At 62.4% G+C, this 24,078-nt stretch carries 26 protein-coding genes; 9 read left to right on the top strand and 17 right to left on the bottom strand.

The annotated features are described in order from the left end of the window. Positions 1-251: 251 nt before the first annotated feature. The gene (locus INQ47_RS16045; RefSeq protein ID WP_101196526.1) at positions 252-1,187 is read right to left on the bottom strand and encodes an aspartyl/asparaginyl beta-hydroxylase domain-containing protein; all 936 of its coding nucleotides are present in this window, start codon (positions 1,185-1,187) and stop codon (positions 252-254) included. A 173-nt stretch (positions 1,188-1,360) separates the two neighbouring features. Then, entirely contained in the window at positions 1,361-2,335 is a 975-nt protein-coding gene (gene cysK / locus INQ47_RS16040) for a cysteine synthase A (protein ID WP_252461626.1), read from the bottom strand. 132 nt (positions 2,336-2,467) lie between these two features. Between cysK and INQ47_RS16035 the strand changes: the two genes are divergently transcribed. The 3 genes from INQ47_RS16035 (at position 2,468) to INQ47_RS16025 (ending at position 5,778) form a co-directional block, all read left to right on the top strand. Continuing rightward, on the top strand, positions 2,468-3,541 hold the full coding sequence (locus tag INQ47_RS16035; RefSeq protein WP_252461627.1) for a DUF748 domain-containing protein: 1,074 nt from the start codon (positions 2,468-2,470) through the stop codon (positions 3,539-3,541). Between the two features lie 199 nt (positions 3,542-3,740). After that, positions 3,741-4,586: a MoxR family ATPase gene (locus tag INQ47_RS16030; protein ID WP_016488585.1), complete on the top strand. Its 846-nt coding sequence runs from the start codon at positions 3,741-3,743 to the stop codon at positions 4,584-4,586. 13 nt (positions 4,587-4,599) lie between these two features. Then, positions 4,600-5,778, top strand: coding sequence for a VWA domain-containing protein (locus tag INQ47_RS16025; RefSeq protein ID WP_252461628.1), 1,179 nt, complete (start codon positions 4,600-4,602; stop codon positions 5,776-5,778). An 81-nt stretch (positions 5,779-5,859) separates the two neighbouring features. Here INQ47_RS16025 and INQ47_RS16020 read toward each other — a convergent pair whose 3' ends face one another. The 4 genes from INQ47_RS16020 to INQ47_RS16005 are packed head-to-tail and all read right to left on the bottom strand — an operon-like array spanning position 5,860 to position 9,532. Beyond that, positions 5,860-6,777, bottom strand: a complete 918-nt coding sequence (locus INQ47_RS16020; RefSeq protein WP_404702090.1) for a biotin-dependent carboxyltransferase family protein — start codon at positions 6,775-6,777, stop codon at positions 5,860-5,862. Further along, the gene (gene pxpB, locus INQ47_RS16015; RefSeq protein WP_404702089.1) at positions 6,774-7,460 is read right to left on the bottom strand and encodes a 5-oxoprolinase subunit PxpB; all 687 of its coding nucleotides are present in this window, start codon (positions 7,458-7,460) and stop codon (positions 6,774-6,776) included. The genes INQ47_RS16020 and pxpB overlap by 4 nt, the downstream gene beginning before the upstream one ends. Next, a complete protein-coding gene (locus INQ47_RS16010; protein ID WP_404702088.1) occupies positions 7,460-8,236 on the bottom strand; it encodes a 5-oxoprolinase subunit PxpA in 777 nt (258 codons plus the stop codon). Before INQ47_RS16010 ends, pxpB begins: the two co-directional genes overlap by 1 nt. A 9-nt stretch (positions 8,237-8,245) precedes the next feature. Beyond that, positions 8,246-9,532, bottom strand: a complete 1,287-nt coding sequence (locus INQ47_RS16005) for an MFS transporter (RefSeq protein ID WP_021783380.1) — start codon at positions 9,530-9,532, stop codon at positions 8,246-8,248. A 130-nt stretch (positions 9,533-9,662) separates the two neighbouring features. Here INQ47_RS16005 and INQ47_RS16000 point away from each other — a divergent pair, with 130 nt between their 5' ends. Next, positions 9,663-10,574 carry a LysR family transcriptional regulator gene (locus INQ47_RS16000; protein WP_252461631.1) on the top strand — a complete coding sequence of 304 codons (912 nt, stop codon included), beginning with the start codon at positions 9,663-9,665 and terminating at the stop codon, positions 10,572-10,574. A gap of 122 nt (positions 10,575-10,696) precedes the next feature. On the opposite strand, the gene INQ47_RS15995 is transcribed toward INQ47_RS16000, so the two are convergent. Genes INQ47_RS15995 through INQ47_RS15985 form a run of 3 tightly spaced genes read right to left on the bottom strand, consistent with a single transcriptional unit; the run spans position 10,697 to position 12,513 of the window. Beyond that, on the bottom strand, positions 10,697-11,218 hold the full coding sequence (locus INQ47_RS15995) for a DUF2937 family protein (protein WP_003254669.1): 522 nt from the start codon (positions 11,216-11,218) through the stop codon (positions 10,697-10,699). A 9-nt stretch (positions 11,219-11,227) separates the two neighbouring features. After that, the gene (locus INQ47_RS15990) at positions 11,228-12,001 is read right to left on the bottom strand and encodes a class II glutamine amidotransferase (protein ID WP_003254671.1); all 774 of its coding nucleotides are present in this window, start codon (positions 11,999-12,001) and stop codon (positions 11,228-11,230) included. 14 nt (positions 12,002-12,015) lie between these two features. Next, positions 12,016-12,513: an MFS transporter gene (locus INQ47_RS15985; protein WP_252461632.1), complete on the bottom strand. Its 498-nt coding sequence runs from the start codon at positions 12,511-12,513 to the stop codon at positions 12,016-12,018. Between the two features lie 179 nt (positions 12,514-12,692). Here INQ47_RS15985 and INQ47_RS15980 point away from each other — a divergent pair, with 179 nt between their 5' ends. Beyond that, on the top strand, positions 12,693-14,735 hold the full coding sequence (locus INQ47_RS15980; RefSeq protein ID WP_404702087.1) for a S9 family peptidase: 2,043 nt from the start codon (positions 12,693-12,695) through the stop codon (positions 14,733-14,735). A gap of 185 nt (positions 14,736-14,920) precedes the next feature. Here the strand turns inward: INQ47_RS15980 and INQ47_RS15975 are convergent, their stop codons facing one another. After that, positions 14,921-15,199 carry a hypothetical protein gene (locus INQ47_RS15975; RefSeq protein ID WP_103462157.1) on the bottom strand — a complete coding sequence of 93 codons (279 nt, stop codon included), beginning with the start codon at positions 15,197-15,199 and terminating at the stop codon, positions 14,921-14,923. 132 nt (positions 15,200-15,331) lie between these two features. Between INQ47_RS15975 and INQ47_RS15970 the strand changes: the two genes are divergently transcribed. Both INQ47_RS15970 and INQ47_RS15965 read left to right on the top strand, forming a co-directional pair. Next, positions 15,332-15,703 (top strand): YajD family HNH nuclease, encoded by a 372-nt coding sequence (locus INQ47_RS15970; protein WP_003254676.1) that lies wholly within the window; start codon positions 15,332-15,334, stop codon positions 15,701-15,703. A gap of 72 nt (positions 15,704-15,775) precedes the next feature. Beyond that, the gene (locus INQ47_RS15965; protein WP_003254677.1) at positions 15,776-16,246 is read left to right on the top strand and encodes an RNA methyltransferase; all 471 of its coding nucleotides are present in this window, start codon (positions 15,776-15,778) and stop codon (positions 16,244-16,246) included. Positions 16,247-16,310: 64 nt separating this feature from the next. Here INQ47_RS15965 and INQ47_RS15960 read toward each other — a convergent pair whose 3' ends face one another. The 3 genes from INQ47_RS15960 to INQ47_RS15950 are packed head-to-tail and all read right to left on the bottom strand — an operon-like array spanning position 16,311 to position 18,231. Then, the gene (locus tag INQ47_RS15960; protein WP_289711653.1) at positions 16,311-16,529 is read right to left on the bottom strand and encodes an aldehyde dehydrogenase family protein; all 219 of its coding nucleotides are present in this window, start codon (positions 16,527-16,529) and stop codon (positions 16,311-16,313) included. Between the two features lie 2 nt (positions 16,530-16,531). Then, positions 16,532-17,740 (bottom strand): hypothetical protein, encoded by a 1,209-nt coding sequence (locus INQ47_RS15955; protein ID WP_404702086.1) that lies wholly within the window; start codon positions 17,738-17,740, stop codon positions 16,532-16,534. 41 nt (positions 17,741-17,781) lie between these two features. After that, complete coding sequence (locus INQ47_RS15950) at positions 17,782-18,231, bottom strand: YcgN family cysteine cluster protein (RefSeq protein ID WP_404702085.1); 450 nt, start codon at positions 18,229-18,231, stop codon at positions 17,782-17,784. A gap of 145 nt (positions 18,232-18,376) precedes the next feature. On the opposite strand from INQ47_RS15950, the gene INQ47_RS15945 reads away from it, so the two are divergent. After that, positions 18,377-18,970 (top strand): nitroreductase family protein, encoded by a 594-nt coding sequence (locus INQ47_RS15945; protein ID WP_404702084.1) that lies wholly within the window; start codon positions 18,377-18,379, stop codon positions 18,968-18,970. A 113-nt stretch (positions 18,971-19,083) separates the two neighbouring features. On the opposite strand, the gene INQ47_RS15940 is transcribed toward INQ47_RS15945, so the two are convergent. The 4 genes from INQ47_RS15940 to INQ47_RS15925 form a co-directional block, all read right to left on the bottom strand. Further along, positions 19,084-20,016 carry a D-2-hydroxyacid dehydrogenase gene (locus INQ47_RS15940; protein ID WP_404702083.1) on the bottom strand — a complete coding sequence of 311 codons (933 nt, stop codon included), beginning with the start codon at positions 20,014-20,016 and terminating at the stop codon, positions 19,084-19,086. A 2-nt stretch (positions 20,017-20,018) separates the two neighbouring features. Then, complete coding sequence (locus tag INQ47_RS15935; RefSeq protein WP_021783370.1) at positions 20,019-20,312, bottom strand: YcgL domain-containing protein; 294 nt, start codon at positions 20,310-20,312, stop codon at positions 20,019-20,021. Beyond that, a complete protein-coding gene (gene rnd, locus INQ47_RS15930; protein WP_404702082.1) occupies positions 20,309-21,442 on the bottom strand; it encodes a ribonuclease D in 1,134 nt (377 codons plus the stop codon). The genes INQ47_RS15935 and rnd overlap by 4 nt, the downstream gene beginning before the upstream one ends. A 206-nt stretch (positions 21,443-21,648) precedes the next feature. After that, positions 21,649-23,286, bottom strand: coding sequence for a phosphoethanolamine transferase (locus tag INQ47_RS15925; protein ID WP_404702081.1), 1,638 nt, complete (start codon positions 23,284-23,286; stop codon positions 21,649-21,651). A 253-nt stretch (positions 23,287-23,539) separates the two neighbouring features. On the opposite strand from INQ47_RS15925, the gene INQ47_RS15920 reads away from it, so the two are divergent. Beyond that, positions 23,540-23,776: a YdcH family protein gene (locus tag INQ47_RS15920; protein WP_016391913.1), complete on the top strand. Its 237-nt coding sequence runs from the start codon at positions 23,540-23,542 to the stop codon at positions 23,774-23,776. Positions 23,777-24,078: the final 302 nt, after the last annotated feature.

Here is a 24,078-nt window from a genome sequence, read left to right as displayed (position 1 = left end):
GTGACAGATCATGACCGGCTGCTGGCTACCACGCACGACCATGCCCGCGACTGGCGCGATGGCAAAGCATGTGGTGGAAGGGATGGCAGGCATGACAGGGGTCTTTGAAGGAGTGAATGTTCTGGAATATAGCGAGTGATTCTTCGCGGCACAAGCCTGCTTTCAAAGGTTCTGCTCATCCTTCAAGGAGGGTGATGCACTTATGGAAGCGGGCTTGCCCCCGCGAAGAGGCCCGAACAGACTACAAAAAATCAGAACAACCAGCGATACAGCAGATACGCCACCACCACCGCCAGTACCGGCCGCAGCACGCGGTAAGCCTTGGGGTTGGCGCGCTTGAACTGCTTCACATGGCTGCTGATCTTGTTGCTGAAGCGCTTGCTCCAGGCGTACGCCTGGTTGATCCCGCCCACGCGCTCTTCATCGGTGTTCTGCGGCGCGGTGGCGCGGCCGAGGAAGGCACTGACCTTACGGTTGATGCGCGTCATCAGCGGGCTACTCAGCGGGCGCTCGATGTCGCAGAACAGGATCACGCGGGTTACGTCGGTTTCGTTCTTGACCCAATGCACATAGGTTTCGTCGAACATCACGTCTTCGCCATCACGCCAAGCGTACTGCTCACCATCCACGTAGATGCGGCATGCGTCGGAGTTCGGCGTGGACAGCCCCAGGTGATAGCGCAGCGAGCCTGCGAACGGGTCACGGTGCGGGTTCAGGTGGCTGCCGCCGGGCAACAGGGCAAACATTGCGCCTTTGACATTGGGGATGCTGCTGACCAGCTCGACAGTGCGCGGGCAGAGGGTTTGCGCCGAAGGCAACGGTTTGTCGTACCACTTCAGGTAAAAGCGCTTCCAGCCCTTCTTGAAGAACGAACCGAAGCCGGCGTCGTTATCTTTCTCGGCAGCACGGATATAGCCTTCGTCGAACAGGCGCATGGCCTCTTCGCGGATTTCCTGCCAGTTGTCCTTCAGCACATCCAGCTCCGGGAAGCGCTGACGGTCCAGATAGGGCTTGGACGGCACGCCGGAAAACAGGTACATCAACGCGTTGTAGGGGGCGAACAGCGCCGAATGGTTGACGAACTGGCGCAACACCGGCAGGCGGGCCTTGCCGCGCAGGTGCACGAACAGCACGCTGCCGAAAAACACCAGCAAGACACCCGCCTTGGCTGCAAAGGAAAAGGTCATGCTTTCACTCCTTGGGGAAGAGCCAGGGCTGCGCTGCCTGCTCTCCAGAAAATCATCCTGCCATCATAAACCGATCCCGCCGCGGTAAAAACAACCCGGGCGGGATCGCATTCATGAAGATTCTGCAATAAACCAGGCCGCCGATTGTTGCGCCGAGTCAGCGGCAAGGCCGATTACTGTTGGTTTTCCTGCTCGCTGAACATGTCGCTGAACAGCATGCTCGACAAATATCGCTCGCCCGAATCGGGCAGGATTACGACGATGGTCTTACCCTGCATTTCCGGTTTTTCGGCCAGGCGCACCGCCGCCGCCATTGCCGCACCGCAGGAAATACCGCAAAGGATGCCCTCTTCCTGCATCAGGCGAATAGCCATGGCCTTGGACTCTTCGTCGGTCACCGTCTCCACTTGGTCGACGATCGACAGGTCGAGGTTTTTCGGCACGAAGCCGGCGCCGATGCCCTGGATTTTGTGCGGGCTGGGCTTGAGTTCTTCACCGGCCAGGGTCTGGCTGATCAGTGGCGATGCCACGGGTTCCACAGCCACCGACAGGATGGCCTTGCCCTGGGTATGCTTGATGTAACGCGACACGCCGGTGATGGTGCCGCCAGTGCCCACGCCCGCCACCAGCACGTCGATGGCGCCGTCAGTGTCGTTCCAGATCTCCGGGCCAGTGGTTTTTTCGTGAATGGCCGGGTTGGCCGGGTTTTCGAACTGGCCCGGCAGGAAGTACTGCTCCGGGTCGGAGGCGACGATTTCGTTGGCCTTCTCGATGGCGCCCTTCATGCCCTTGGCCGGATCGGTCAATACCAGTTCGGCGCCCAGTGCCTTGAGCACCTTGCGGCGCTCCAGGCTCATCGAGGCGGGCATGGTCAACATCAGCTTGTAGCCGCGGGCAGCGGCGACGAAGGCCAGGCCGATACCGGTGTTGCCCGAGGTGGGCTCGACGATGGTCATGCCCGGCTTGAGCTTGCCGCTGCTCTCCGCGTCCCAGACCATGTTCGCGCCAATGCGGCATTTAACCGAATAGCCCGGGTTGCGCCCTTCGATCTTGGCCAGGATGGTTACGCCGCGCGGGGCGATGCGATTGATCTGCACCAGCGGCGTGTTACCGATGGAGTGGGCGTTGTCTGCAAAGATACGGCTCATGGCAGGGGTCCTTGGCATGAAAAAGCAGGGAAATGCCTCAAGGGTAAGCCTGCGGCGGTGGCCCGTAAAGCCTGTTCGAACTCAGCCCGCCGCGGTGCGGTCAACCGCACATCCCGCCTTGGAGACCGCCTCATGAAAGCCCGCTATCGCTGGCCGCTGGTCGGCCTGGCCAGCCTGATCGCACTGCTGGTGGTGCTGCACCTGGCCCTGCCCTACCTGGTGCGCGACTACCTCAACGACAAGCTGGCCGACATGGGTGACTACCGCGGCCAGGTAACCGATGTGGACCTGGCCTGGTGGCGCGGTGCCTATCAGATCAATGGGCTGAAGGTCGTCAAGACCACCGGCAAGGTGCCCGTACCGCTTCTCGACGCCCCACTGATCGACCTTTCGGTGAGCTGGCGTTCGTTGTGGTACGACAAGGCAGTGGTGGCGGAGGTGACCTTCGTGCACCCCGAGCTGAACTTTGTCGACGGTGGTAGCAAACAGGCATCGCAGACCGGCCAAGGTACCGACTGGCGCCAACAGCTGGAAAAACTCCTGCCCATCACCCTCAACGAGGTGCGTATCGACAATGGCGTGCTGACGTTCCGCAACTTCAATTCCAAACCACCGGTCGACCTCAAGGCCACCCGGTTGAATGCCAGCATCCACAACTTGACCAATGTGCGCGACCAGAAAGGCCGTCGCGATGCCAGTTTCGAAGGTACGGCGCTCATAGCGGGGGATGCAAAGGTAGAAAGCCGTGCCACCTTCGACCCGTTCAGTGATTTCGATGACTTCGAATTCAGGCTTCGCGCCACCGGCATCGAGCTGCGCAAGCTGAATGACTTTGCCAGCGCCTACGGCAAATTCGACTTCAATGCCGGGCACGGTGACGTGGTCATCGAGGCCCAGGCAGAAAACGGCCGGCTGAACGGCTATATAAAACCGTTGCTGCGCGATGTCGACGTGTTCGACTGGCAACAGGACGTCGAGGAAAAGGACAAGGGCTTCTTCCGCTCGGTGTGGGAGGCCTTGGTGGGGGCGACCGAGACGGTGCTGAAAAACCAGCCGAAAAACCAGTTCGCCACCCGGGTGGAACTCAGCGGTAGTGTGCGCCAGCAGGATATCAGTGCCTTCGAGGCGTTCTTGCAGATCCTGCGCAACGGGTTTATCCAGGCGTTCAATGCACGCTACGAGCAGCCAGCGCCGAAGTCTGACTGAGAGAACGTGACGGGGCATTCAGGGACTGAATGCCCGGTCTGCGTTTGCAGCCGACTGGCCCCGCGTTATAGTCGGAAACAAATCCGGATTATGTGCTGCCTGTTCGGGCCTCTTCGCGGGTGAACCCGCTCCTACAACCCCGTAGGAGCGGGTTTACCCGCGAAGAGGCCCGCAAAGCCCTGAATAGAGGACACCCCCCATGAAGTTCGAAGGCACCCGCGACTACGTCGCCACAGACGACCTGAAACTGGCGGTAAACGCGGCCATTACCCTCGAACGCCCGCTGTTGGTCAAGGGCGAACCAGGCACCGGCAAAACCATGCTCGCCGAGCAGCTGGCAGCCTCGTTCGGTGCGCGCCTGATCACCTGGCACATCAAGTCCACCACCAAGGCCCACCAGGGGCTGTACGAGTATGACGCAGTCAGCCGCCTGCGTGATTCGCAGCTGGGCGTGGACAAGGTGCACGATGTGCGCAACTACCTGAAAAAGGGCAAGCTCTGGGAGGCCTTCGAGGCCGACGAGCGGGTCATCCTGCTGATCGACGAAATCGACAAGGCCGATATCGAATTCCCCAACGACCTGCTGCAAGAACTCGACAAGATGGAGTTCTACGTCTACGAAATCGACGAGACCATCAAGGCCAGACAGCGTCCGATCATCATCATTACCTCGAACAACGAAAAAGAGCTGCCGGACGCCTTCCTGCGCCGCTGCTTCTTCCACTACATCGCCTTCCCCGACCGCACTACCCTGCAGCAGATTGTCGACGTGCACTACCCGAACATCAGCCAGTCGCTGGTCAGCGAGGCGCTGGATGTGTTCTTCGACGTGCGCAAGGTGCCGGGCCTGAAGAAAAAGCCGTCCACCTCCGAGCTGGTCGACTGGCTCAAGCTGCTGATGGCCGACAACATCGGTGAAGCGGTGCTGCGCGAACGCGACCCGACCAAGGCCATCCCGCCGCTGGCCGGTGCGCTGGTGAAAAACGAGCAGGATGTACAACTGCTCGAGCGCCTGGCCTTCATGAGCCGGCGCGGCAACCGCTGACAGGAGCAGGGCCATGCTGCTCAATCTGTTCAATGAGATGCGTGCGGCCAAGGTGCCGGTTTCGGTGCGTGAGCTGCTCGACCTGCACCAGGCCTTGCAAAAGCGCGTGGTGTTTGCCGACATGGACGAGTTCTACTACCTCGCCCGCGCCATCCTGGTAAAGGACGAACGCCACTTCGACAAGTTCGACCGTGCCTTCGCAGCCTATTTCAAGGGCCTGGAAAACCTCGACCGGCACATTGAGGCGCTGATTCCTGAAGACTGGCTGCGCAAAGAGTTCGAGCGCTCGCTGACCGATGAAGAGCGCGCGCAGATCCAGTCGCTGGGCGGCCTGGACAAGCTTATCGAGGCATTCAAGAAACGCCTCGAAGAGCAAAAGGAGCGCCACGCTGGCGGCAACAAGTGGATTGGTACCGGTGGCACCAGCCCATTCGGCTCGGGCGGTTTCAACCCCGAGGGCATCCGCGTCGGTGACGCCGGCAAGCGTCAGGGCAAGGCGGTAAAAGTCTGGGACCAACGCGAGTACAAGAACCTCGATGACCAGGTCGAGCTGGGCACCCGCAACATCAAGCTGGCCCTGCGTCGGCTACGCAAGTTCGCCCGCGAAGGCGCCGCCGAAGAGCTCGACATCGACGGCACCATCGACCACACCGCGCGGGATGCCGGGTTGCTGAACATCCAGATGCGCCCTGAACGGCGCAACACCGTGAAACTGCTGTTGCTGTTCGACATTGGCGGCTCGATGGATGCGCACGTCAAAGTCTGCGAAGAGCTGTTCTCGGCCTGCAAGACCGAGTTCAAGCACCTGGAGTATTACTACTTCCACAATTGCGTCTATGAGTCGGTGTGGAAGAACAACCTGCGCCGCACGTCCGAGCGTTTTTCCACCTTCGACCTGCTGCACAAGTATGGCGATGACTACAAGGTGGTGTTCGTCGGTGACGCGGCCATGGCGCCCTACGAGATCACCCAGCCGGGTGGCAGCGTGGAGCACTGGAACGAAGAAGCCGGGTATGTGTGGATCCAGCGCTTCATGGAAAAATTCAAGAAAATCATCTGGATCAACCCTTACCCCAAGCAGGCCTGGGAATACACCGCGTCGACCCATCTGGTGCGGGACCTGATCGAGGACAAGATGTATCCGCTGACCCTGCAAGGGTTGGAGGACGGGATGCGCTACTTGTCCAAGTGAGGTTGCCCGCTCCAACATCGCCGTCAAGGCATGCACAAGACTTGTGTAGGAGCGGGTTTACCCGCGAAGAGGCCGCCCGTTCTACCGCCAACGGTTCAGGTAATCCTGCTGCGCCCGCCAGGCCTCGTCCTGCACCACCGCCCTGAACCGCACAGAAGCCCCCGGCATGCATTGCGCCAGTTGCGCCAGCGCCAGCGGCGTCAGCGCGCCCAGCCGCGGGTACCCACCAATGGTCTGCCGGTCATTGAGCAACACGATCGGCTGCCCGTCCGGTGGAACCTGCACAGCCCCCAGCGGAATCCCTTCAGAAATCATTGGCGCGCCTTGGTAGACCAGCTGTGGTCCCAGTAAGCGAACGCCCATGCGGTCGGCCCGGCTGTCCAGCGTCCAGTCACTGTTGAACGCTTCGAACAGGCTGGTACCGCTGAATTCACCGATCTGCGCGCCTATCACCAGGTCGAGCACCGGCTTTTTGGCAAACTGCGGGCGCAACGCTTGCGGCACTTCGCGCAGGGTTGTTTTGCTACTGGTAAAAGCTAATGCCTGGTCTTTAGCCAGCGCAGCACCCTGGCCATCGATGCCACCCAGTGCTTCACGTACCACGGTGGCACAACTGCCTAGCACATCCTTGCCCTGAAACCCGCCAGGTGCCGCCAGGTACGCGCGCACGCCCCGTTTTGGCTGCTTCAGGGTCAAGCGCTGCCCCTTGCCCAGGGCAAAGCTGCGCCATGGCGCCAAGGGCTGATCATCGACCCAGGCATCCAGGTCGGCACCGGCCAGGGCCAGCACGCAATCCTGTTCGGCCACCACGCAAAAACCACCCAGCGCCACCTCGACCACTGGCGCCCCCAACGGGTTGCCCAGCAGCCAGTTGGCCCAGTGCATCGCTACCCAGTCCAGCGCCCCACCCTGGGTCACGCCAAGGTGGCGCACGCCAAAGCGCCCGGCATCCTGTAACTGGCACAACGGCGTACTGGCCTCGATCCTCAACTGCTTCATCCCTGCGCCTCCACATCACCACCCATGGCCAGGAATTCACTGCGCGAAACCGGCACAAAGCGCACCCGGTCACCGGGTTGCAAGAGGCTGTAACCCTCACGCTCACGGTCGAACAACCGCACCGGGGTGCGCCCGATCAGGTTCCAGCCACCCGGCGATACTGCCGGATACGCCGCCGTCTGACGCTCGGCAATGCCCACGCTGCCCGCCGCCACGCGCTTGCGCGGGGTACTCAGACGAGGGCTGGCCAGGCGCTCATCGACCAGGCCCATGAAGCCGAAACCAGGTGCGAAGCCCAAGGCAAACACCGGGTAATCACGCTCGCAATGCAAGCGAACAATCTCGGCTTCACTCAAGCCGCTGCGGGCCGCCAGCACAGGCAGCTCGGGGCCGACACTGACGTCGTACCACACCGGGATCTCGTGTCGGCGGCCGCCACTGCCGGTGTCAGGCTGCAAGCCGTCCAGCGCCTGAGCGATTCGCGCCCTCGCCTCGCCCGGCGGCAGGGCAGACTGCACCATCAGCGTGGTGTAGGACGGCACCAGATCCAGCAAGTGCTCGCCGAACGCCGCGCTCAAGCGCCGGCTGGCGGCGAGCATCCATGGCATGTTGGCCTCATCGATACGGTCGAACAGGCGTACCATCAGGCTGTCGATGGCGACCACTTCGATTCGCGGCTTCATCACGCCTCCAGCCCATCGAGGGCCTGGCGAATCTGCCGCACCGCCGCCACCGAACTGTCGTTGTCGCCATGCACGCAGAGAGTGCGGGCGGCAAGCTGCAAGGCACTGCCATCGTCAGCCACCAGCGTTTCGCCTCGGGCCAGACGCACAGCCTGCTCCACCACCCGCGCCGGGTCGTGATGCACCGCGCCCGGCAGGCGCCGCGACAGCAGATGGCCGCTGGCGGTGTATGCGCGGTCTGCGAACGCCTCGAACCACAGCGGCACGCCAACTTCATCGCCCAGTGCCTGGGCGGCTCGGTTGTCGGCGGTGGCCATCAGCATCAACGGCAGGTGGCTGTCATAGGCCGCTACGGCCTCCAGCACGGTACGCAGCTTGAGCGGGTCGGCCATCATGTCGTTGTACAGCGCGCCATGGGGCTTCACATAGGCCACGCGACCACCCAGCACTTTGCAGATGCCATCCAGCGCACCGATCTGGTAATGCAGCAGGTCACGGATTTCTTCCGGGCTGCAGGCCATGGAACGGCGGCCAAAGCCGACCAGGTCCGGGTAGGCCGGATGAGCGCCGATAGTCACCCCGTGCTCCAGCGCCAACGTCACCGTGCGACGCATGATACCGGGGTCACCGGCGTGGTAGCCGCAGGCGATGTTGGCACAATCGATGTAAGGCATGACCTCGGCATCCAGGCCCATGCGCCAGCTGCCGAAACTCTCACCCATGTCGCAATTGAGTAGCAGGCGTTCCACCACGCGGTCTCCCTTGTCGTTGTGCATATGCCTACCTTACCGCGCCTGCAGCTGTTTGCCGCGGGTTTCCGGCAAGCTCAAGGCCGCCACGATCACAATGCCGTAGGACACCGCAGAAAACACGCCGATACCCAGGCCCAGCGGAACATTCTGGCCGAGCATGCCGATCATCAACGGGAACAGCGCGGCTATGACCTTGCCGATGTTGTAGCAGAAGCCCTGCCCCGAACCCCGAATGCGCGTAGGGAACAGTTCGGTCAGAAACGCGCCCATGCCACTGAAGATACCCGAGGCGAAAAAGCCCAGCGGGAGGCCCAGCCACAGCATCACGCCATCGCTGACCGGCATCTGCGTGTACAACAGCACAATGACGAAAGAGCCCACGGCGAACAGGATGAAGTTCTTCTTGCGCCCCAGCAGGTCGGACAGATAAGCGCTGACCACATAGCCCACGTACGAGCCGACGATCACCATGGCCAGATAGCCACCCGTGCCCAGCACACTCAGGCCGCGCTCGTTCTTCAGGAAGGTTGGCAGCCACGAGGTGATGGCGTAGTAACCGCCGAGCGCGCCGGTGGTCAGCAGGGATGCCCGAACGGTGGTCCAGAGCATGCCCGGCGCGAAGATTTCGTAGAAACGCGAAGGGGCCTCGGCGTTTTCCACTGCCTTGGCCTTACGATACACCTCAGGGTCCTTGACCAAGCGGCGAACGAAGATCACGAAAACCGCCGGTACCAGCCCCAGCAGGAACAACGCACGCCAGGCCTGCTCTGCCGGCAGCCAAGAGAACAGCAGCGCATAGAGGATGGCCGTGAGGCCCCAGCCAATTGCCCAACCGGACTGCACCATGCCGACCGCCTTGCCGCGGTCCTGGGCGCGGATCACCTCGCCGATCAACACCGCGCCGGCGGTCCACTCGCCACCGAAGCCAAAGCCCATCAGGGTTCGGGCAATCAGCAGTTGCTCGTAGTTCTGAGCGAAGCCACACAGGAAGGTGAAGAAGGCGAACCACAACACCGTCAGTTGCAGGGTACGCACACGGCCGATGCGGTCGGAGAGGATACCGGCCACCCAGCCTCCTGCAGCGGAGGCGATCAGCGTGCTGGTGTGGATCAAGCCGGCTTCGGTGGTGGTGAGCCCCCACAGCATGATCAGCGTAGGGATGACGAAGCTGAGCATCTGCGTGTCCATGCCGTCCAGGCCATAGCCGATCTTGCAGCTCCAGAAGGTACGTCGTTGCTGTTTGTCGATGTCGCGGTACCAGGCGAAAGGCCCGGTCGAACGGAAGGAACTGACCTGCTGCTGCACGCCGGTGGGGTTCATGGTTGCCTCGGCTTGTTGGTATTGTTTTATGGGCGACATAAAGCGTCGCGGCCTGGGCGCCATTGTTCAGAGGCCGCCTCGCCTGCGTCCAACGAAAAAAACCGCCGGTCTGGAACAAGAAAAACTGATCATGAACCTTCGCTTCCTCGAAACCTTCGTCTGGGTCGCCCGGCTCAAGAGCTTCCGCCTGACCGCAGAAAAGCTGTTCACCACCCAGGCTTCGGTATCCAGCCGTATTGCCGCACTGGAGGCTGACCTGGGCGTGAAGCTACTGCTGCGCGACTCCCGCGGGGTCAGCCTGACCCCGGAGGGCGGCAAGGTGCTGGAATACGCCGAACGCATGCTGGAAACCGCCAAGGCCATGAAGCAGTCGCTGGACAGCGACCGGGCCAAGGTCGGACGCATTCGCATCGGGGTGATGGACACTGTGATCCATACCTGGATGAGCGCACTGGTGGCGGAGTTGAGCGAGCGCTACCCGCAGGTGGAAATCGAGCTGGTGGCCGACACCGCGCTGAACTTGCGCGAACAGTTGCAAAAGGGCTTTCTTGACGTGATTTTGCAGACCGACTTGCTACGCGAGCAATCGATCCGCAGCCTCGACCTGGCGCGCTACCCAATGGGCTGGGTGGTGGCCGCAGGCGCCCACCAGCACCGGGACTATGCGTCGCTGGCCGAACTTGGGCGCGAGCGCATCATCACCTTCTCGAAGAATTCACGGCCGCACCAGGAGGTACTGACCTTGCTGCAGACTGCGGGAGCAGAGGCGCCGCGGTTGAATTGCGTGAACTCGGTGGCGGCGATTACCCGGCTGTTGCGCGACGGTTTTGGCATTGGCGCGCTACCGCCGGCGCTGGTGGATGCCGAGTTGGGACGGGGCGAGCTGGTGCTGCTGGAAGGGTTGCAGCCGCCGCCGAGCCTGGAGCTGGTGGTGGCGTGGCAGACCGGGGTGGTGTTGGTAGATGAGGTGGTTGGGGTTTGCCGGCAGGTGCTGGAGCGGTATGCGCGGGATGTGGGTGGGCAGCGGATCGTGCTGGTCTGAACGACGGTCTCTGTCTGTACCTGCCCTTTCGCGGGCTCGCCCGCTCCCACACCCGCCAGGCCTGTGATAATCCTGTGGGAGCGGCCAAGCCCGCGAAAGGGCCGGTACAGGTACAGCAGAACTTAGCGCCAGCTCTCTTTCACCACCCTGCGCCGCCCGCCCAGGATCAGCCAGCCAATCCCCAGCAACAGGCTTTCGACCACAAAGGCCAGCACAAAACCGGCACCCACACCCCAGCCGATCGCCTCGGGCACTAGCAGAATCTGGTAGCTGTAGCCATTGAGGGTTTCTTCGCGCAACTGCGGGTCGGCCTGCACCAGCACATGCCAGGTACGCTCGGCCCATGACCCTTGCAGCACCTGCCATTCGTTTTCCAGCAGTTCGTTGCGGATCATCAGGCTTTCGATGCTGTTGGCGTCACTGTTGAACACCGGGTCGTCGCTGCTGCGGTAGTGCTGCAGCAGCGCCTGCAAGTCGCCCTTGAAAAAGCGCTCGGCCGTTTGCCGGAACCCATCGAGCGCCTCGCGCGATTCGAACAGGTGCGCCTCGACCCGCTGGCTATAGTCCTTGACCAACCCCGGGACCTGGATACCGGCCAGCAGGCCGAAGGTAAACAACAGCAATCGCAGGTAACTTCTGAACATGCAGCGTCCTTAGCTCTGGCCGTGCGCCACGCACTCGCCGTGCCGCCACAGGGCCCACTGACCCGGCGCGTAGCGGTGCCAGGTCTCGTTCTCGGTCAGGGCCTCGGTGGCAATCACCGTGACCACGTCGTTGGGGGTGGTTTCGGTATGAAAATCGACGATCAGGTCGACATCCTTCAAACGTGCGGCACCAAATGGCGCACGGCGGGTAATGTGCACCAGCTTGGTCGAGCAAAAGCAGAACAGCCAGTCGCCGTCGCTGAGCATGCAGTTGAATACGCCCTGACCACGGTAGCCGGCACAGGCTTCGACCAGCACTGGCAGCAGCTGTTCCACCGGCACCGGTTCGGGGAAAGCGCTGCGGATGCGGTTGAGCAGGTCACAGAAGGCCGCTTCGCTGTCGGTGTCACCCACTGGCCGGTAGAAACTGGCCAGGCCCTTGAAGTCACCCAGCTGGCCGTTGTGCGCGAAGCACCAGTTGCGGCCCCACATTTCCCGCACGAACGGGTGGGTGTTGGACAGGCACACCCTGCCGACATTGGCCTGACGGATATGACCAATCACCACTTCGCTTTTGATCGGGTAGCGCTGCACGAGGTTGGCCACTTCCGACTCGCTGCTCGCAGCCGGGTCCTGGAACAGGCGCAGGCCGCGGCCTTCGTAAAAGCCTATACCCCAGCCGTCACGGTGCGGGCCGGTACGCCCGCCCCGCTGCATCAGGCCAGTGAAGCTGAAAACGATGTCGGTAGGAACGTTGGCACTCATGCCCAGCAGTTCGCACACAGGCGTGTCTCCGTTTACAGACGAGGCTCGACCCGGCCTGCGCCACGCGCAGCGGCTGGCGGCGAGTCGTCACGGTACCGGTCGCTGCGCTCGGCAGCCAGCGGCACCTGGGCGCCGAGCTGATCATCCTCGGCCAGCTGACGCTTGGTAGCGGCTTCGGCCTGTTCACGGCGTGCGCGCGCGCGTTTTTCCAACGGCCAGCGCAGCAAGACGAAGAGGAAGTACAGGCCGAAGGCGATCATGCCGTACATGGCAAAGTCGGACACAGCGCGCCAGGCGTTGTTGCCGACCTTGAAGGCAACATCCAGCACAGTGATGGCGATTGCCGGGGCGAAGCTGTCCTTGACCGGGTCGACGATGGTCGGGGTCAGGAGCAGTACCGCCAGCACCACCCGTAGCGGTTCGCGCAGCCAGCGCCACATCCAGCCGGTGAGCTTGAAGCCCACCAACAGGCACCCTAAGGCGGCCACTGCGTACAGGCCCCAGGCGAAGGTGTAGTCGTTTTCGGTCATGGTGTTCGTGCAAGCCAGGCAAAGAGTTGCCTATGATAAACACTTTTCCGGGTGCAGACAGTGTTTGCCTGTGCCGGCCTCTTCGCGGGTAAACCCGCTCCTACCTCGGTGCGATCCCTGTAGGAGCGGGTTTACCCGCGAAGAGGCCGGCACAGGCAACTCCAATCAAGAGACCTTCAATGCCAACCAAGCCCCAACCCCCGATTGCCCAAGCCGACCAGGCAACCGACCCGTATGCCTGGCTGCAACAGCGCGACACCCCAGAGGTCCTCGCCTACCTGCAAGCTGAAAACGCCTACCAGGAAGCCTGCCTGGCCGACCAGGCCCCGTTGCGTGAGCAACTGTTCGAAGAGATCAAGGGCCGCATCCTGGAGACCGACCTGTCACTGCCGGCGCCCTGGGGCCCCTACCTGTACTACACCCGCACCACCGCCGGCGACGAATACCCGCGTCACTACCGCTGCCCACGCCCCGCCGACGACTCGAACACCGTCGATGAAAACCAGGAGCAGCTGCTGCTCGACCCCAACGCCCTGGCCAACGGCGGTTTCCTTTCCCTCGGCGCGTTCAACGTCAGCCCCGACCACCGCCTGCTGGCCTACAGCCTCGACACCAGCGGCGACGAAATCTATACCCTGTACGTCAAAGACCTGGCCAGTGGCAGTGTCACTACCCTGCCCTTCGACGACTGCGACGGTAGCCTGACCTGGGCCAACGACAGCCAGACGCTGTTCTTCGCTGAGCTGGACGACACCCACCGCCCATGGCGCCTGCGTCGCCACACCTTGGGTACCAACGCCGCGCAAACCGTGTTCGAAGAGCCGGACGGGCGTTTCTTCCTGCACTGCTACCGCACCAGTTCCGAGCGCCAGCTGGTACTGCTGCTGAACAGCAAGACCACCAGCGAGGCCTGGGTACTGGACGCCGAAACCCCGCAGGCGCCGTTCACCTGCCTGGCGCCGCGCATCGAAGGCCACGAATACTTCCCCGACCATGGCCAGCTCGACGGCCAGTGGCGCTGGTTCATCCGCACCAACCAGGATGGCATCAACTTCGCCCTGTACCAGGCGCCAGTCGCGCCAGTGCCAAGCCGCGAACAGTGGCAGGTGCTGGTGGCGCACCGCGAAGCGGTCATGCTCGAAGGCCTCAGCCTGAATAGCGGTGCCCTGACCCTGAGCCTGCGCGAAGGCGGCCTGCCAATCATCGAAGTACGCCCGCAGGGTTTGCCGGCCTACCGCGTCGAGCTGCCAGATGCCGCCTACAGCCTGTACGTGCAGGACAGCCTTGAGTTTGCCAGCACTCGCATACGCTTGCGCTACGAAGCGCTCAACCGCCCGGCCCAGGTGCGCCAACTGGCGTTGTCCACGGGCGCCCAGGTGGTGCTGAAACAAACCCCGGTGCTCGGTGCATTCGATGCCGATGACTATGTCAGTGAGCGCCTGTGGGCAACCGCGGCGGACGGCACCCAGGTGCCAATCAGCCTGGTACGCCGCCGCCAGGACCTGGGCAAGACCGTGCCACTGTACCTTTACGGTTATGGCGCCTATGGCGAAAGCCTCGACCCCTGGTTCTCGCATGCGCGCCTGAGCCTGCTGGAACGTGGCGTGGCCTTTGCCATCGCCCATGTGCGGGGTGGCGGTGAACTGGGGGAGGCCTGGTACCGCGCCGGCAAGCAGGAGCACAAGCACAACACGTTCAGCGACTTCATTGCCTGCGCCGAGCACCTGATCAGCCAGGGCGTGACGGCTGCCGACCGCCTGGCCATCAGTGGTGGCAGTGCCGGCGGCCTGCTGATCGGCGCGGTGCTCAACCTGCGCCCGGAACTGTTCCGCTGCGCCATTGCCGAGGTGCCATTCGTCGACGTGCTCAACACCATGCTCGACCCGGACCTGCCGCTGACCGTGACCGAGTACGACGAATGGGGCAACCCTGAAGAGCCAGAGGTGTATGAACGGATCAAGGCTTATGCGCCGTACGAGAATCTGAAAGCGCAGGCCTACCCGGCGATGCTGGTGGTGGCGGGCTACAACGACAGCCGCGTGCAGTATTGGGAAGCCGCCAAATGGGTGGCGAAGTTGCGCACGCTCAAGACCGACAGCAACCTGCTGCTGCTCAAGACCGAGATGGGGGCTGGGCATGGTGGGATGAGCGGGCGGTACCAAGGGTTGAAAGATGTGGCGCTGGAGTATGCGTTCGTGTTCGGCGAGCTAGGTATTGCCTAAACCCAGGTTTGAGCACCCGCGCGATCGCTGTGGTAGCGGGCAAGCCCGCGAAGCCAACACCGTGGTGGATGGCACGGGCTTCGCCCGTGTTCGCGGGCAAGCCCGCTCCCACACGGTTCGCGCCAGCTTTCAGAAATTGAGCAAGACAGTTGCTCCAACATGATGACGGCGTGGGCCGCTCATGCTCAATCATTCTGGGCCGGCGGCTTCGGCGGCTCCGGCCGCAACCCGGGCAATGGCTGGTCCTTCGGCGGGCCGGGCACTGGCATCGGCGGCAACAACGGCGCCCCCGGCTGACTGTCATAAGCCTTGGGCGGTGTACTCGGAGTTATCTGCGGGTATGGCGTGGGCGTGGGCGTACCCGGTGCACCAGGCACTGGCGTATTGAGTCGAGGTGGCGTGCTGGCAGCTTCTGCCAGAGGCAGGCCAGCCATCAACAGCGCGGCGAGGATCGCATGAAACATCAGCAACCTCCTGTCGGGAACCTTTCTACAGGCTACGCCTAAATCAACGCTTTCGCCTGTCCGCCTGACCTGCAAGCGCGCTAGACTCAATGGCATAACCGTCACCTGCCTGATCAGAACAAAGGAAACACCATGAGCTCCACCTCTTCTGCCGCCGCTACCGCGCGCCTCGACCGCATCCTGGCCGATGCCAAGCGCGACAAGGAAATGGGCTACCGCGACAAGGCCCTGAGAATGTACCCGCACGTGTGCGGCCGCTGCGCCCGCGAGTTCGCCGGCAAGCGCCTGAGCGAACTGACCGTGCATCACCGTGACCACAACCACGACAACAATCCTCAGGACGGCTCCAACTGGGAGCTGCTGTGCCTGTACTGCCACGACAACGAGCACTCGCGCTACACCGACCAGCAGTACTTCAGCGAAGGCTCCACCAGCACCCCGAGCATTGCCAAGGCCACGCACAACCCGTTTGCCGGGCTGGCGGGCATGCTGAAGAAAGACTGACCATCGATTCGCCCCCCGCTGCTACCGGGCAGCCCGTATAATCGCGCTTTTTTTCGCGAAGGGCCCCGGTACGTGGCAAACAAACGATACAGCTGCATCGGCCTGTTCAACCCCAAGTCGGCAGAAAACGTCGGCTCTGTGATGCGCGCCGCGGGCTGCTATGGCGTCAATTCGGTGTTCTACACGGGCAAACGCTATGAGCGCGCGCGTGACTTCGTCACCGACACCAAACGCGTGCACTACGACATCCCGCTGATCGGCATCGACGACCTGCAGCGCATTATCCCGCTGGGCTGCACGCCAGTGGCGGTGGAACTGGTGGAGGGAGCGCGGCCATTGCCGGACTACACCCATCCGGACCGGGCCATTTACATCTTCGGGCCAGAGGATGGCTCGTTGAGCGAAGAGGTGCGGGGATGGTGTGAGGAAACAATCTACATACCAACCGAGGGCTGCATGAACCTGGCGGCAACGGTGAATGTGGTGCTGTACGACCGCTTGGCCAAGGGGCTGAATACCCGCTCGGGGCCCAAGTTCAAATAAAAAGGCCGCCACTGCGGCGGCAGGACAGACCTGCCAACACAGGGCGACCGAGTGCTGAGCTCCGTCAGAACAGCACCGAAACCGGGCCGAACATTGCCTCGACAAACCATGGGTTGTCGCGATCAACGTTGCCGACGATGGTTGGCTGCACGCTCCCCCTCCTCGGTTTCGCCCCGTGAACAATGCTGAGTTTCTGCTCGGCGGTGTATTCCAGGTACGACTTGATACGCTTGAAATGCGACTTGCAGACGATGCCGCCCTGCCGATTGTCAGGCGCAGGGATGCCTAGTGCAGCACCTTGCTCTGCAGCACATCGGAACGCCGACCCAGCACGTTCTCGCTGATCTGCACAAAGTCTTCGGTACTGACGCTGGGCAGGCGCATCAGCCCACGCACCACATCGTCCAACGAACGCTTGGCCTGGGTGTGAATGCGGATTTCCTTGTCCAACGCCTGCAACAGCATCACGCCACGGGCCACCTGCGCCGGACTGGCGCGCTCACCCTTGAGCCGGTTGACCTTGGCGCCCTGCTTGCTCAGGCGCGCCTGCCAGACCTGGTAGCGGTCGTCACTCATCCCGCCCGAGCGGCGTAGCAACTCGTTGGCGTAATAATCGGTCAGGCTTCCTACCAGCCAGTCACTGTTGTCACGCCCGTGAATCTGCGCGAACAGTTGCACCAGTTCGCGCAGCAACGGGCTATTGCCGTTTTCGCTGACCATGGGCCGGGCACTGTTCAGGTACAACGAGCCCTGCGCAGCCATAGCCCCTCGCCACATGCCGTCACGCGCCCCGACCAAAAGCAGCTTGGGCGGGTTACGTGGGAACACAGCTTGTAGTTGTGGCCAGACGAATGTGAGCAAGGTCAGGTTGTCCATGCGCCGCATGCCCTGCCCCACCGGCGCGGCCACGGTCACTTCGGTCTCGCCCAGGCGAGCGCGGCGGCTGCCCAGGTCGCCGGCAAGCATCCAGCCGGTCGGGCGATCGAACAGACGCGACACGTTGTCGATGCGAAACTTCCCCTTGCCAATGCGCGGCCAGGACGTTTCGATGCTCCTCCAGCCCTCGGGCAGGTCGAAAGCCAGGCGCGCCACCAGCTCGGTACCGTCCTGCTGGTCGAGGCGCGCAGGTGGTATCAACTGGTCGCCGAGGAACAGTGCCCAGTGCGGGGTGACACGTGATGAATAGGCGCCGCTGGCCAGCTTCTGGTCCAGTTGCACGCGGTAGCTAAGGCTGGTCTTGCCGGCCGCTGGCTGCCATATGCCACGCTGCCCCTTCAGTTGCCATTGCCCATCAGTCTGGAAGCCGCTATAAGCCCCGGCCTTGCTCAGGTCGAAGTCCAGGCTGCGCACTACGCTGCCTTCGGCCAATGTAACGCGCACTTCAGCCTGGCCACTGGCAGGCAGCAAACGCACCTGGTAGTCGAGGTCGACCTTTTTCGCCCAGGCCGGCGAACTGGCCATCAGGCCCAACAGCAACAACAGCTGGCAACGCATACAGAAACTCCTTGTTTCCCCGGGGCAGCGGGCCGCGCCGGTCAGCTGGCGCGGAAGATCAGGTGGTCTTCCCAGTCGTCTTCGTGCACATCGTGTTCACTGAGCATACGCCCCGACTGTGAAATGCGCTGTTCATGGACCTGTTGGCGATCGCCACAGACCAGGTGATGCCAGGCCGGCAAGTCCTTGCCCTCACTGATCAGACGGTAACCGCAGGTACTTGGCAGCCACTTGAACTGGTCGGCCTTGCCCGGGGTAAGCTGGATGCAGTCCGGCACTTGGGCGAAGCGGTTGGGGTAGTCACTGCACTGGCACGTATCCAGGTCCAGCAACTTGCAGGCGATGCGGGTGTAATAGACGCTGTTGTCGTCTTCATCCTCGAGCTTTTGCAGGCAGCACAGGCCGCAGCCATCGCACAGCGACTCCCACTCTTGCTGGCTGAGTTGTTCGAGGGTCTTACGCCGCCAGAACGGCGCGTTTTCAGCGATCATCACACGGGGTTCCTGCATTCATCTTGGGGGCCACGGCGCGCGGCGGCGCCAGTCTAGAGCCTGGGCTTCGGCAAAGCCAGACCGCTTGTCAGTCGCGACGACACGCAGTAGCGTGCGCTTTTCCCGTCCATTTGCAGGAGCCGCCATGAGCGCCACCCCCCGCATTGCCGATTACGCCATCAACGAGCAGTTCATCAACCGCTGGTCACCACGCGCCTTCACCGCCGAGCCGATCAGCGAAGAAACCCTGCTGAGCTTCCTCGAAGCCGCCCGCTGGGCACCTTCGGCCTATAATTCGCAGCCTTGGCGCTTCCTGTATGCCCGCCGTGACACGCCGAACTGGGAGCGTTACCTGAGCCTGCTGGTACCGTTCAATCGCAGCTGGGCGCAACAAGCGTCGGCGCTGGTGCTGGTCATTTCAAAGACCACCTTCGCGGCCCCGGGCGCTACGGAAGAAAAACCGGCGCTATGGCACACCTTCGACACGGGCTCTGCCTGGGGGCACCTGGCCCTGCAGGCCAGCATCAGCGGCTGGCATACCCATGGCATGGCCGGCTTCGATCAGGACCTGGCACGTCAGGAGCTGAAGATTCCCGAAGGTTACGTACTGCATGCCATGGTGGCGATCGGCAAGCTGGGTGACAAGGCCAGCCTGGATGAAGCGCTGCAGGCGCGTGAAGTGCCAAGCCCGCGCAAGCCGCTGAGCGAGCTGGCTGCCGAAGGTGATTTCAACCTGTAAGGTTTGTATTGGCAGTGCTGGCCTCTTTGCGGGCAAGCCCGCTCCTACGGGGGTATCATCACCTTGTGCAGGAGTGGGTTCAACCGTGAAGAGGCCGGTACAGGCCACAGCAATCAGTAGCCCCGGGCGAAATCGACTTCGCCACGCAACCCCTGCCCCGCCGCATACGCTCGCACATTCTCCGCAAACAAGCGCACCATCGCCGACGGCGAGGTGGGCGCCGAGCTGTGCCCGGTCAGCAGCAAGCCCCAGGCGGTCCAGAACGGGTGTTGCTTGGGCAACGGCTCCTGGCGGCACACATCGATCACCGCACCGGCCAGATGGCCCGCCTTCAGCGCCTCAACCAGATCGGCATCGACCACCGCCACACCACGGCCGGCGTTGATGAACAAGGCCGAGGGCTGGAAGCACTTGAACAGCGCTGCGTCATACAGGTCATGAGTCGCCGGGGTATCGGGCAGCAGGTTCAGCACGTAATCGACCTGGCCGACCATGCGCGGCAGGTCGACCAGCGCCGCCACCTCGACGAACGGCGCCTGCTCACGGGCGCTGCTGGCGACCCCGTAAAGCTCTACACCAAACGGCTGCAGGAACTCGGCCACACGCTGACCAATTTCGCCTACACCCACAATGAGTACCTTGCGCCCTTCCAGGCTGCGCCCCGGGTGGTCATCCCAACGCCGCTCGACCTGGCTGACCAGGCGCGACAGCACCTCACGCTCATGCCCTAGCATATAGGTGAGCATGTATTCGGCCATCACCTGCCCGAAGATACCCACTGCCCGGCTCAGGCGGTAATCACGCGGCAAGCCATCGGCCAACAACGGCGTGATACCGGCCCATGTCGACTGCATCCAGGCAGGCTTATGGCCTTGGCGCAGCAGACTTGCCAGCAAGTCCGGCTGGCCCAGCCACACCGGGCACTGCGGTGCCTGGCGGGCGAGTTCGGCAGAGTCGCCGCTGGTCAGAACTTCCACTTCAGGCGCGGCTGCGCGCAAAAGCTCGGCGTATCGAGCATGGTCATGCTCAGCAATCAGTACGCGCATGGTCAGACGGGGTCGTTACGGCGCAGCAGCTCTTCGGGCAGGTGCTCGATGTACTCATCTTCCAGCGGCGGCATCTGCAGGTGGTAGCCTTGGCTTTCGAGGTTCTCCAGCACCTTGCTGATGTCCTCGCGGGCCAGCTTGCGCTCAGGGCTGAGCACCAGGTCGAAAGCGTGAACGGGGGTGCCGAAAAACGGCAGCAGGCCTTCAGGCACGCGCTCCAGGCCGTCAGCCTTGAGCACGTACAGGTACATTTCGTTCTTGCGTGGGCTCTTGTAGATCGAGCAAATGCGTTTCATCGGGTTTCTCCGGCACCTGCCAGGTTGTCCAGCAGGGCCTGGCCCATGCGCTCACGGCGCCAGCCGCGCAACGAATCGGGCAGTTTATAAGGGCCATTGGGGTAGCCGCTCTTGAGCAGCGCTTCCAGGGTTTTCTTGCGCAGCATCAGCTCGGGCGCAATCCCCAGGCGCTCGCCTTCGGCCTGGCCGATGGCACGCAACTGCTTGAGGAGGCCGGCAGCCTCGATCGGCAGCGGCTCGGGCAAGGGCGCTGGCCATTGCTCGGCAGGCAGGCTGGCGGCGCGCTTGATCAGCTGGATGAGGAACTCACCGTCCTGACGAATGGTGCGCGGGTGCATCTCGTCGATCTTGGCCAAGGCCGACAGGTTGTTCGGCTGGCTCTTGGCCATGGGCCACAGCGAGTGCTCCTTGAGGATACGATTGCGCGGTACATCGCGGTTGCGCGCCTCGCGCTCGCGCCAGGCGCACAGCTCACGCAGCACTGCCAGTTGTTGAGGCGCCAGCTTCCAGGCCAGCTTGACGTCGCGGTACAGGCTTTCGGGCTCGACTTCACGGCGCAACGCAGCCACCAGCTCGGCGCCGTCTTCCAGCACCCAGGCGTACTTGTCGTCACTCAGCCGCGGGCGCAGCACGGTGAACAGCTCGGCCAGGTGCACGGCATCTTCGGCAGCGTAGCTGACCTGGGTTTCCGAGAGCGGGCGTTGCAGCCAGTCAGAGCGGGTTTCGCCTTTGGGCAATTCGATGCCCAGCACTTCCTGCACCAGGCGCGAATAGCCCATGGAGAAGCCCAGGTTCAGGTAACCGGCGGCCAGCTGAGTGTCGAACAGCGGTTGAGGCAGCTTGCCGGTCAGGCGCAGCAGCACTTCAAGGTCTTCGCTGCAAGCGTGCAGCACCTTGACCACACCGCTGTCTTCCAGCAGGTCGGCCAAGGGTTGCCAGTTGCCGATCAGCAGCGGGTCGATCAGGAAGGCGCGTTGGCCGTCGCCGATCTGAATCAGCCCGGCTTTCGGGTAGAAGGTGTCGACCCGCATGAATTCGGTGTCGACGGCGACGAAGGGCAACTGGTGCCAGTCGCGGCAGTGTTCGGCCAGGCTCTGGTCGTCACGGATCCAGTGAATTTCGATGGCCACAAGGCTCTCCCACTAACATTGGCGCGCAGTATATACGGCGCGGGCACTGCTGGTGAAACTGTCCAGCTTTTCGGGAGCAGTCCACCCTGTGGGAGCGGGCGCGCCCGCGAAGAAGGCAGCACGGTGTATGGCACGGGCTTGGCCCGGGTTCGCGGGCTTGCCCGCCCCACAGGGACCGCGCAAGCTTGCATGACACGCGACTGGCTTCAGCGCTTGGCCGCCAGCCAGGGCCGGCAACTGGCGAACATGTCCAGCGACTGCTGGTAGAGTTCAGTGTGTACCTGCAACAAGCCAAGCATCGAGTGGAACAGGTTGTCCTGGGACAGCGGGGCATCGCTGAGCCGGGCCAGGCAGTCGGTATCGACGCCGAAGTCCTCCTTGTAGCTGTCAGAGAACCAGGTCAGCAGCGGCACATGCTTCTGCGGCTCGGGAGCGATGGCGTACGGCGTACCGTGCAGGAACAGGTTGTACTCACCCAGCGACTCGCCGTGGTCGGACAGGTAGATCATCGCCGTGTCGACCTTGTCTTGCTTGCTGCGCAGGGTATCGATCAGCGAGGCCAGCACCTTGTCGGTGTAAGCAAGGGTGTTGTCATACCCGTTGATGATTTCCTCCTTGCTGCACTGGTTCAACGCGTTGCTTTGGCACACCGGGGTGAAGCGCTCGTCGTCACTGGGGTAGCGCTTGAAGTACTCGGGGCCGTGGCTGCCCATCTGGTGCAGCACCAGCACGGTGTCCTTGTCGAGGTTGTCGATCAGCGCGTCCAGGCCTTGCAGCAGGATCTGGTCATGGCATTCACCATTGGCGCACAGTTGCGGATCCTTGAGGTTGCTGACATCGATGAACTGCACGCGATCGCAGGTGCCTTTGCAGCCCGACTGGTTGTCACGCCACTGCACGGCCAGGCCGGCACGCTGGAGAATGTCCAACAGCCCTTCACGGTTTTTCGCTACCCGGGCATCGTAGTCCCTGCGCTTCATGCCCGAGAACATGCAAGGCACCGAAACCGCCGTTTCCGTACCACACGAGTGCACGTCGGAAAACGCCAGCAGGCCCTGTTCCTTGGCGAGATTCGGCGTGGTATCGCGGTCATAGCCCAGCACGCCGAAATGGTCTGCCCGGGCACTTTCCCCGACCACCAGCACGGTCAGCGACTTGCGCTCATGTTTTTGCCAGGCCGCATCACGCTTGGCATCTTCGCCATAATGTTGGAACGGGCGCGAGGCCGTACCGACACGCTCGCTGACATAACCAATGGAAGCCCCGACGATATTGCTGGGGGTGAGCATCAGGCGCAGTTCATGGTGATTGCGAAACAGCGACGACAGCCCCTGATAATTGACCAACGCGACCGAGCCAATGGTCACTACACAGGCGCCACTGACCACCAACTTGCCCAGCAGCTCGCGGTGCCAGGGGCGGTAAGCGATCTTCGCCTTCCACAGCAGCACCGAAGGCAGCACACCCAGCAGCAGGATATATGCGGCAAACTTGAACGACATCAAGTCGCGCACTTCCGCAATATTGGTCTCGGCCATATTACGAAACATGCCGGTATCAATAAGTACGCCGTACTGGTTCATGAAGTAAGCCACGCCTGCGCTACTCATGAACAACACGATAAGTACCGGCTTCAATACATACCGGAATGCAAGTAACGTGAGGATCAGATTGAAGGCGAAGAGCATCAGCACGGCAAACGCCAGGCTTAGCCACAACCCCGACAGGCCGGCAGGAACCACCGCTTGCAGGTGCTCCCAGAGGAACATGTTGAAGCCGATCAGAAGGTAAAGACTGGCCAGCAGCGTGACCCATTCAGTCCGCAGGGATTTGAAGTTGAGCATCAGCGTTCGCAATCAAGAGTGATTTTCACCCCCCAGGCCAGAAGGCACCGTGGGAAAGTTGGGCGAACTCTAGAAAGGGCACCATCAAATTTTTGTGAAAAAGACGGTAACAATTTCGTGAAGGTGCGTCTTTTACAAATAATCTCAAAATCATTCAGCTGCCATTCAGCCTGGGCAGCCGCCACAAGCCTGCGCAAAGACAGCTATCCTCAGTGATCAGAGCCTTACCGACAACCCTGACAGAGGTGAAGAAATGCCAGTTCCGCATGATCTGCTCGCTGACCTGCACGTTACCGCTGATGCATTCCAGGCGCTCATTGACAAGGATCAGGACCTGCACAAACTGCACAAGGAGTACAACGCCAAGGACAAGGAGGTGGTCGCCGCCGAAGGCAACGGTACCAACGACGAGGCCGTCAACCGCCTGCGCAAGGAAAGGTTGCTGATCAAGGACAAGATCGAACGGATCATTCATCCGCCCAAATCCTGACAGGCATCTATTGAATCCGCCGGCCTCTTCGCGGGCAAGCCCGCTCCTATACCGATGCGCAGACCGTCGTAGGAGCGGGTTCACCCGCGAAAGGGCCGGGCCTGCTGGCCAATGCCCCTGGCCGTTCACCGTTGCCGCCGCTACCGTATTCGCGGGTAAACCCGCTCCTACATCAATGCGCAGACCGTCGTAGGAGCGGGTTCACCCGCGAAAGGGCCGGGCCTGCTGGCCAATGCCCCTGGCCGTTCACCGTTGCCGCCGCTACCGTATTCGCGGGTAAACCCGCTCCTACATCAATGCGC

Origin of the sequence: Pseudomonas sp. 3HC3 (assembly GCF_044904505.1) — a bacterium.
GTDB lineage: Bacteria > Pseudomonadota > Gammaproteobacteria > Pseudomonadales > Pseudomonadaceae > Aquipseudomonas > Aquipseudomonas putida_Y.
Note: the sequence above shows the minus strand (reverse complement) of the source record. Positions and strands in the feature narration are given on the sequence as shown.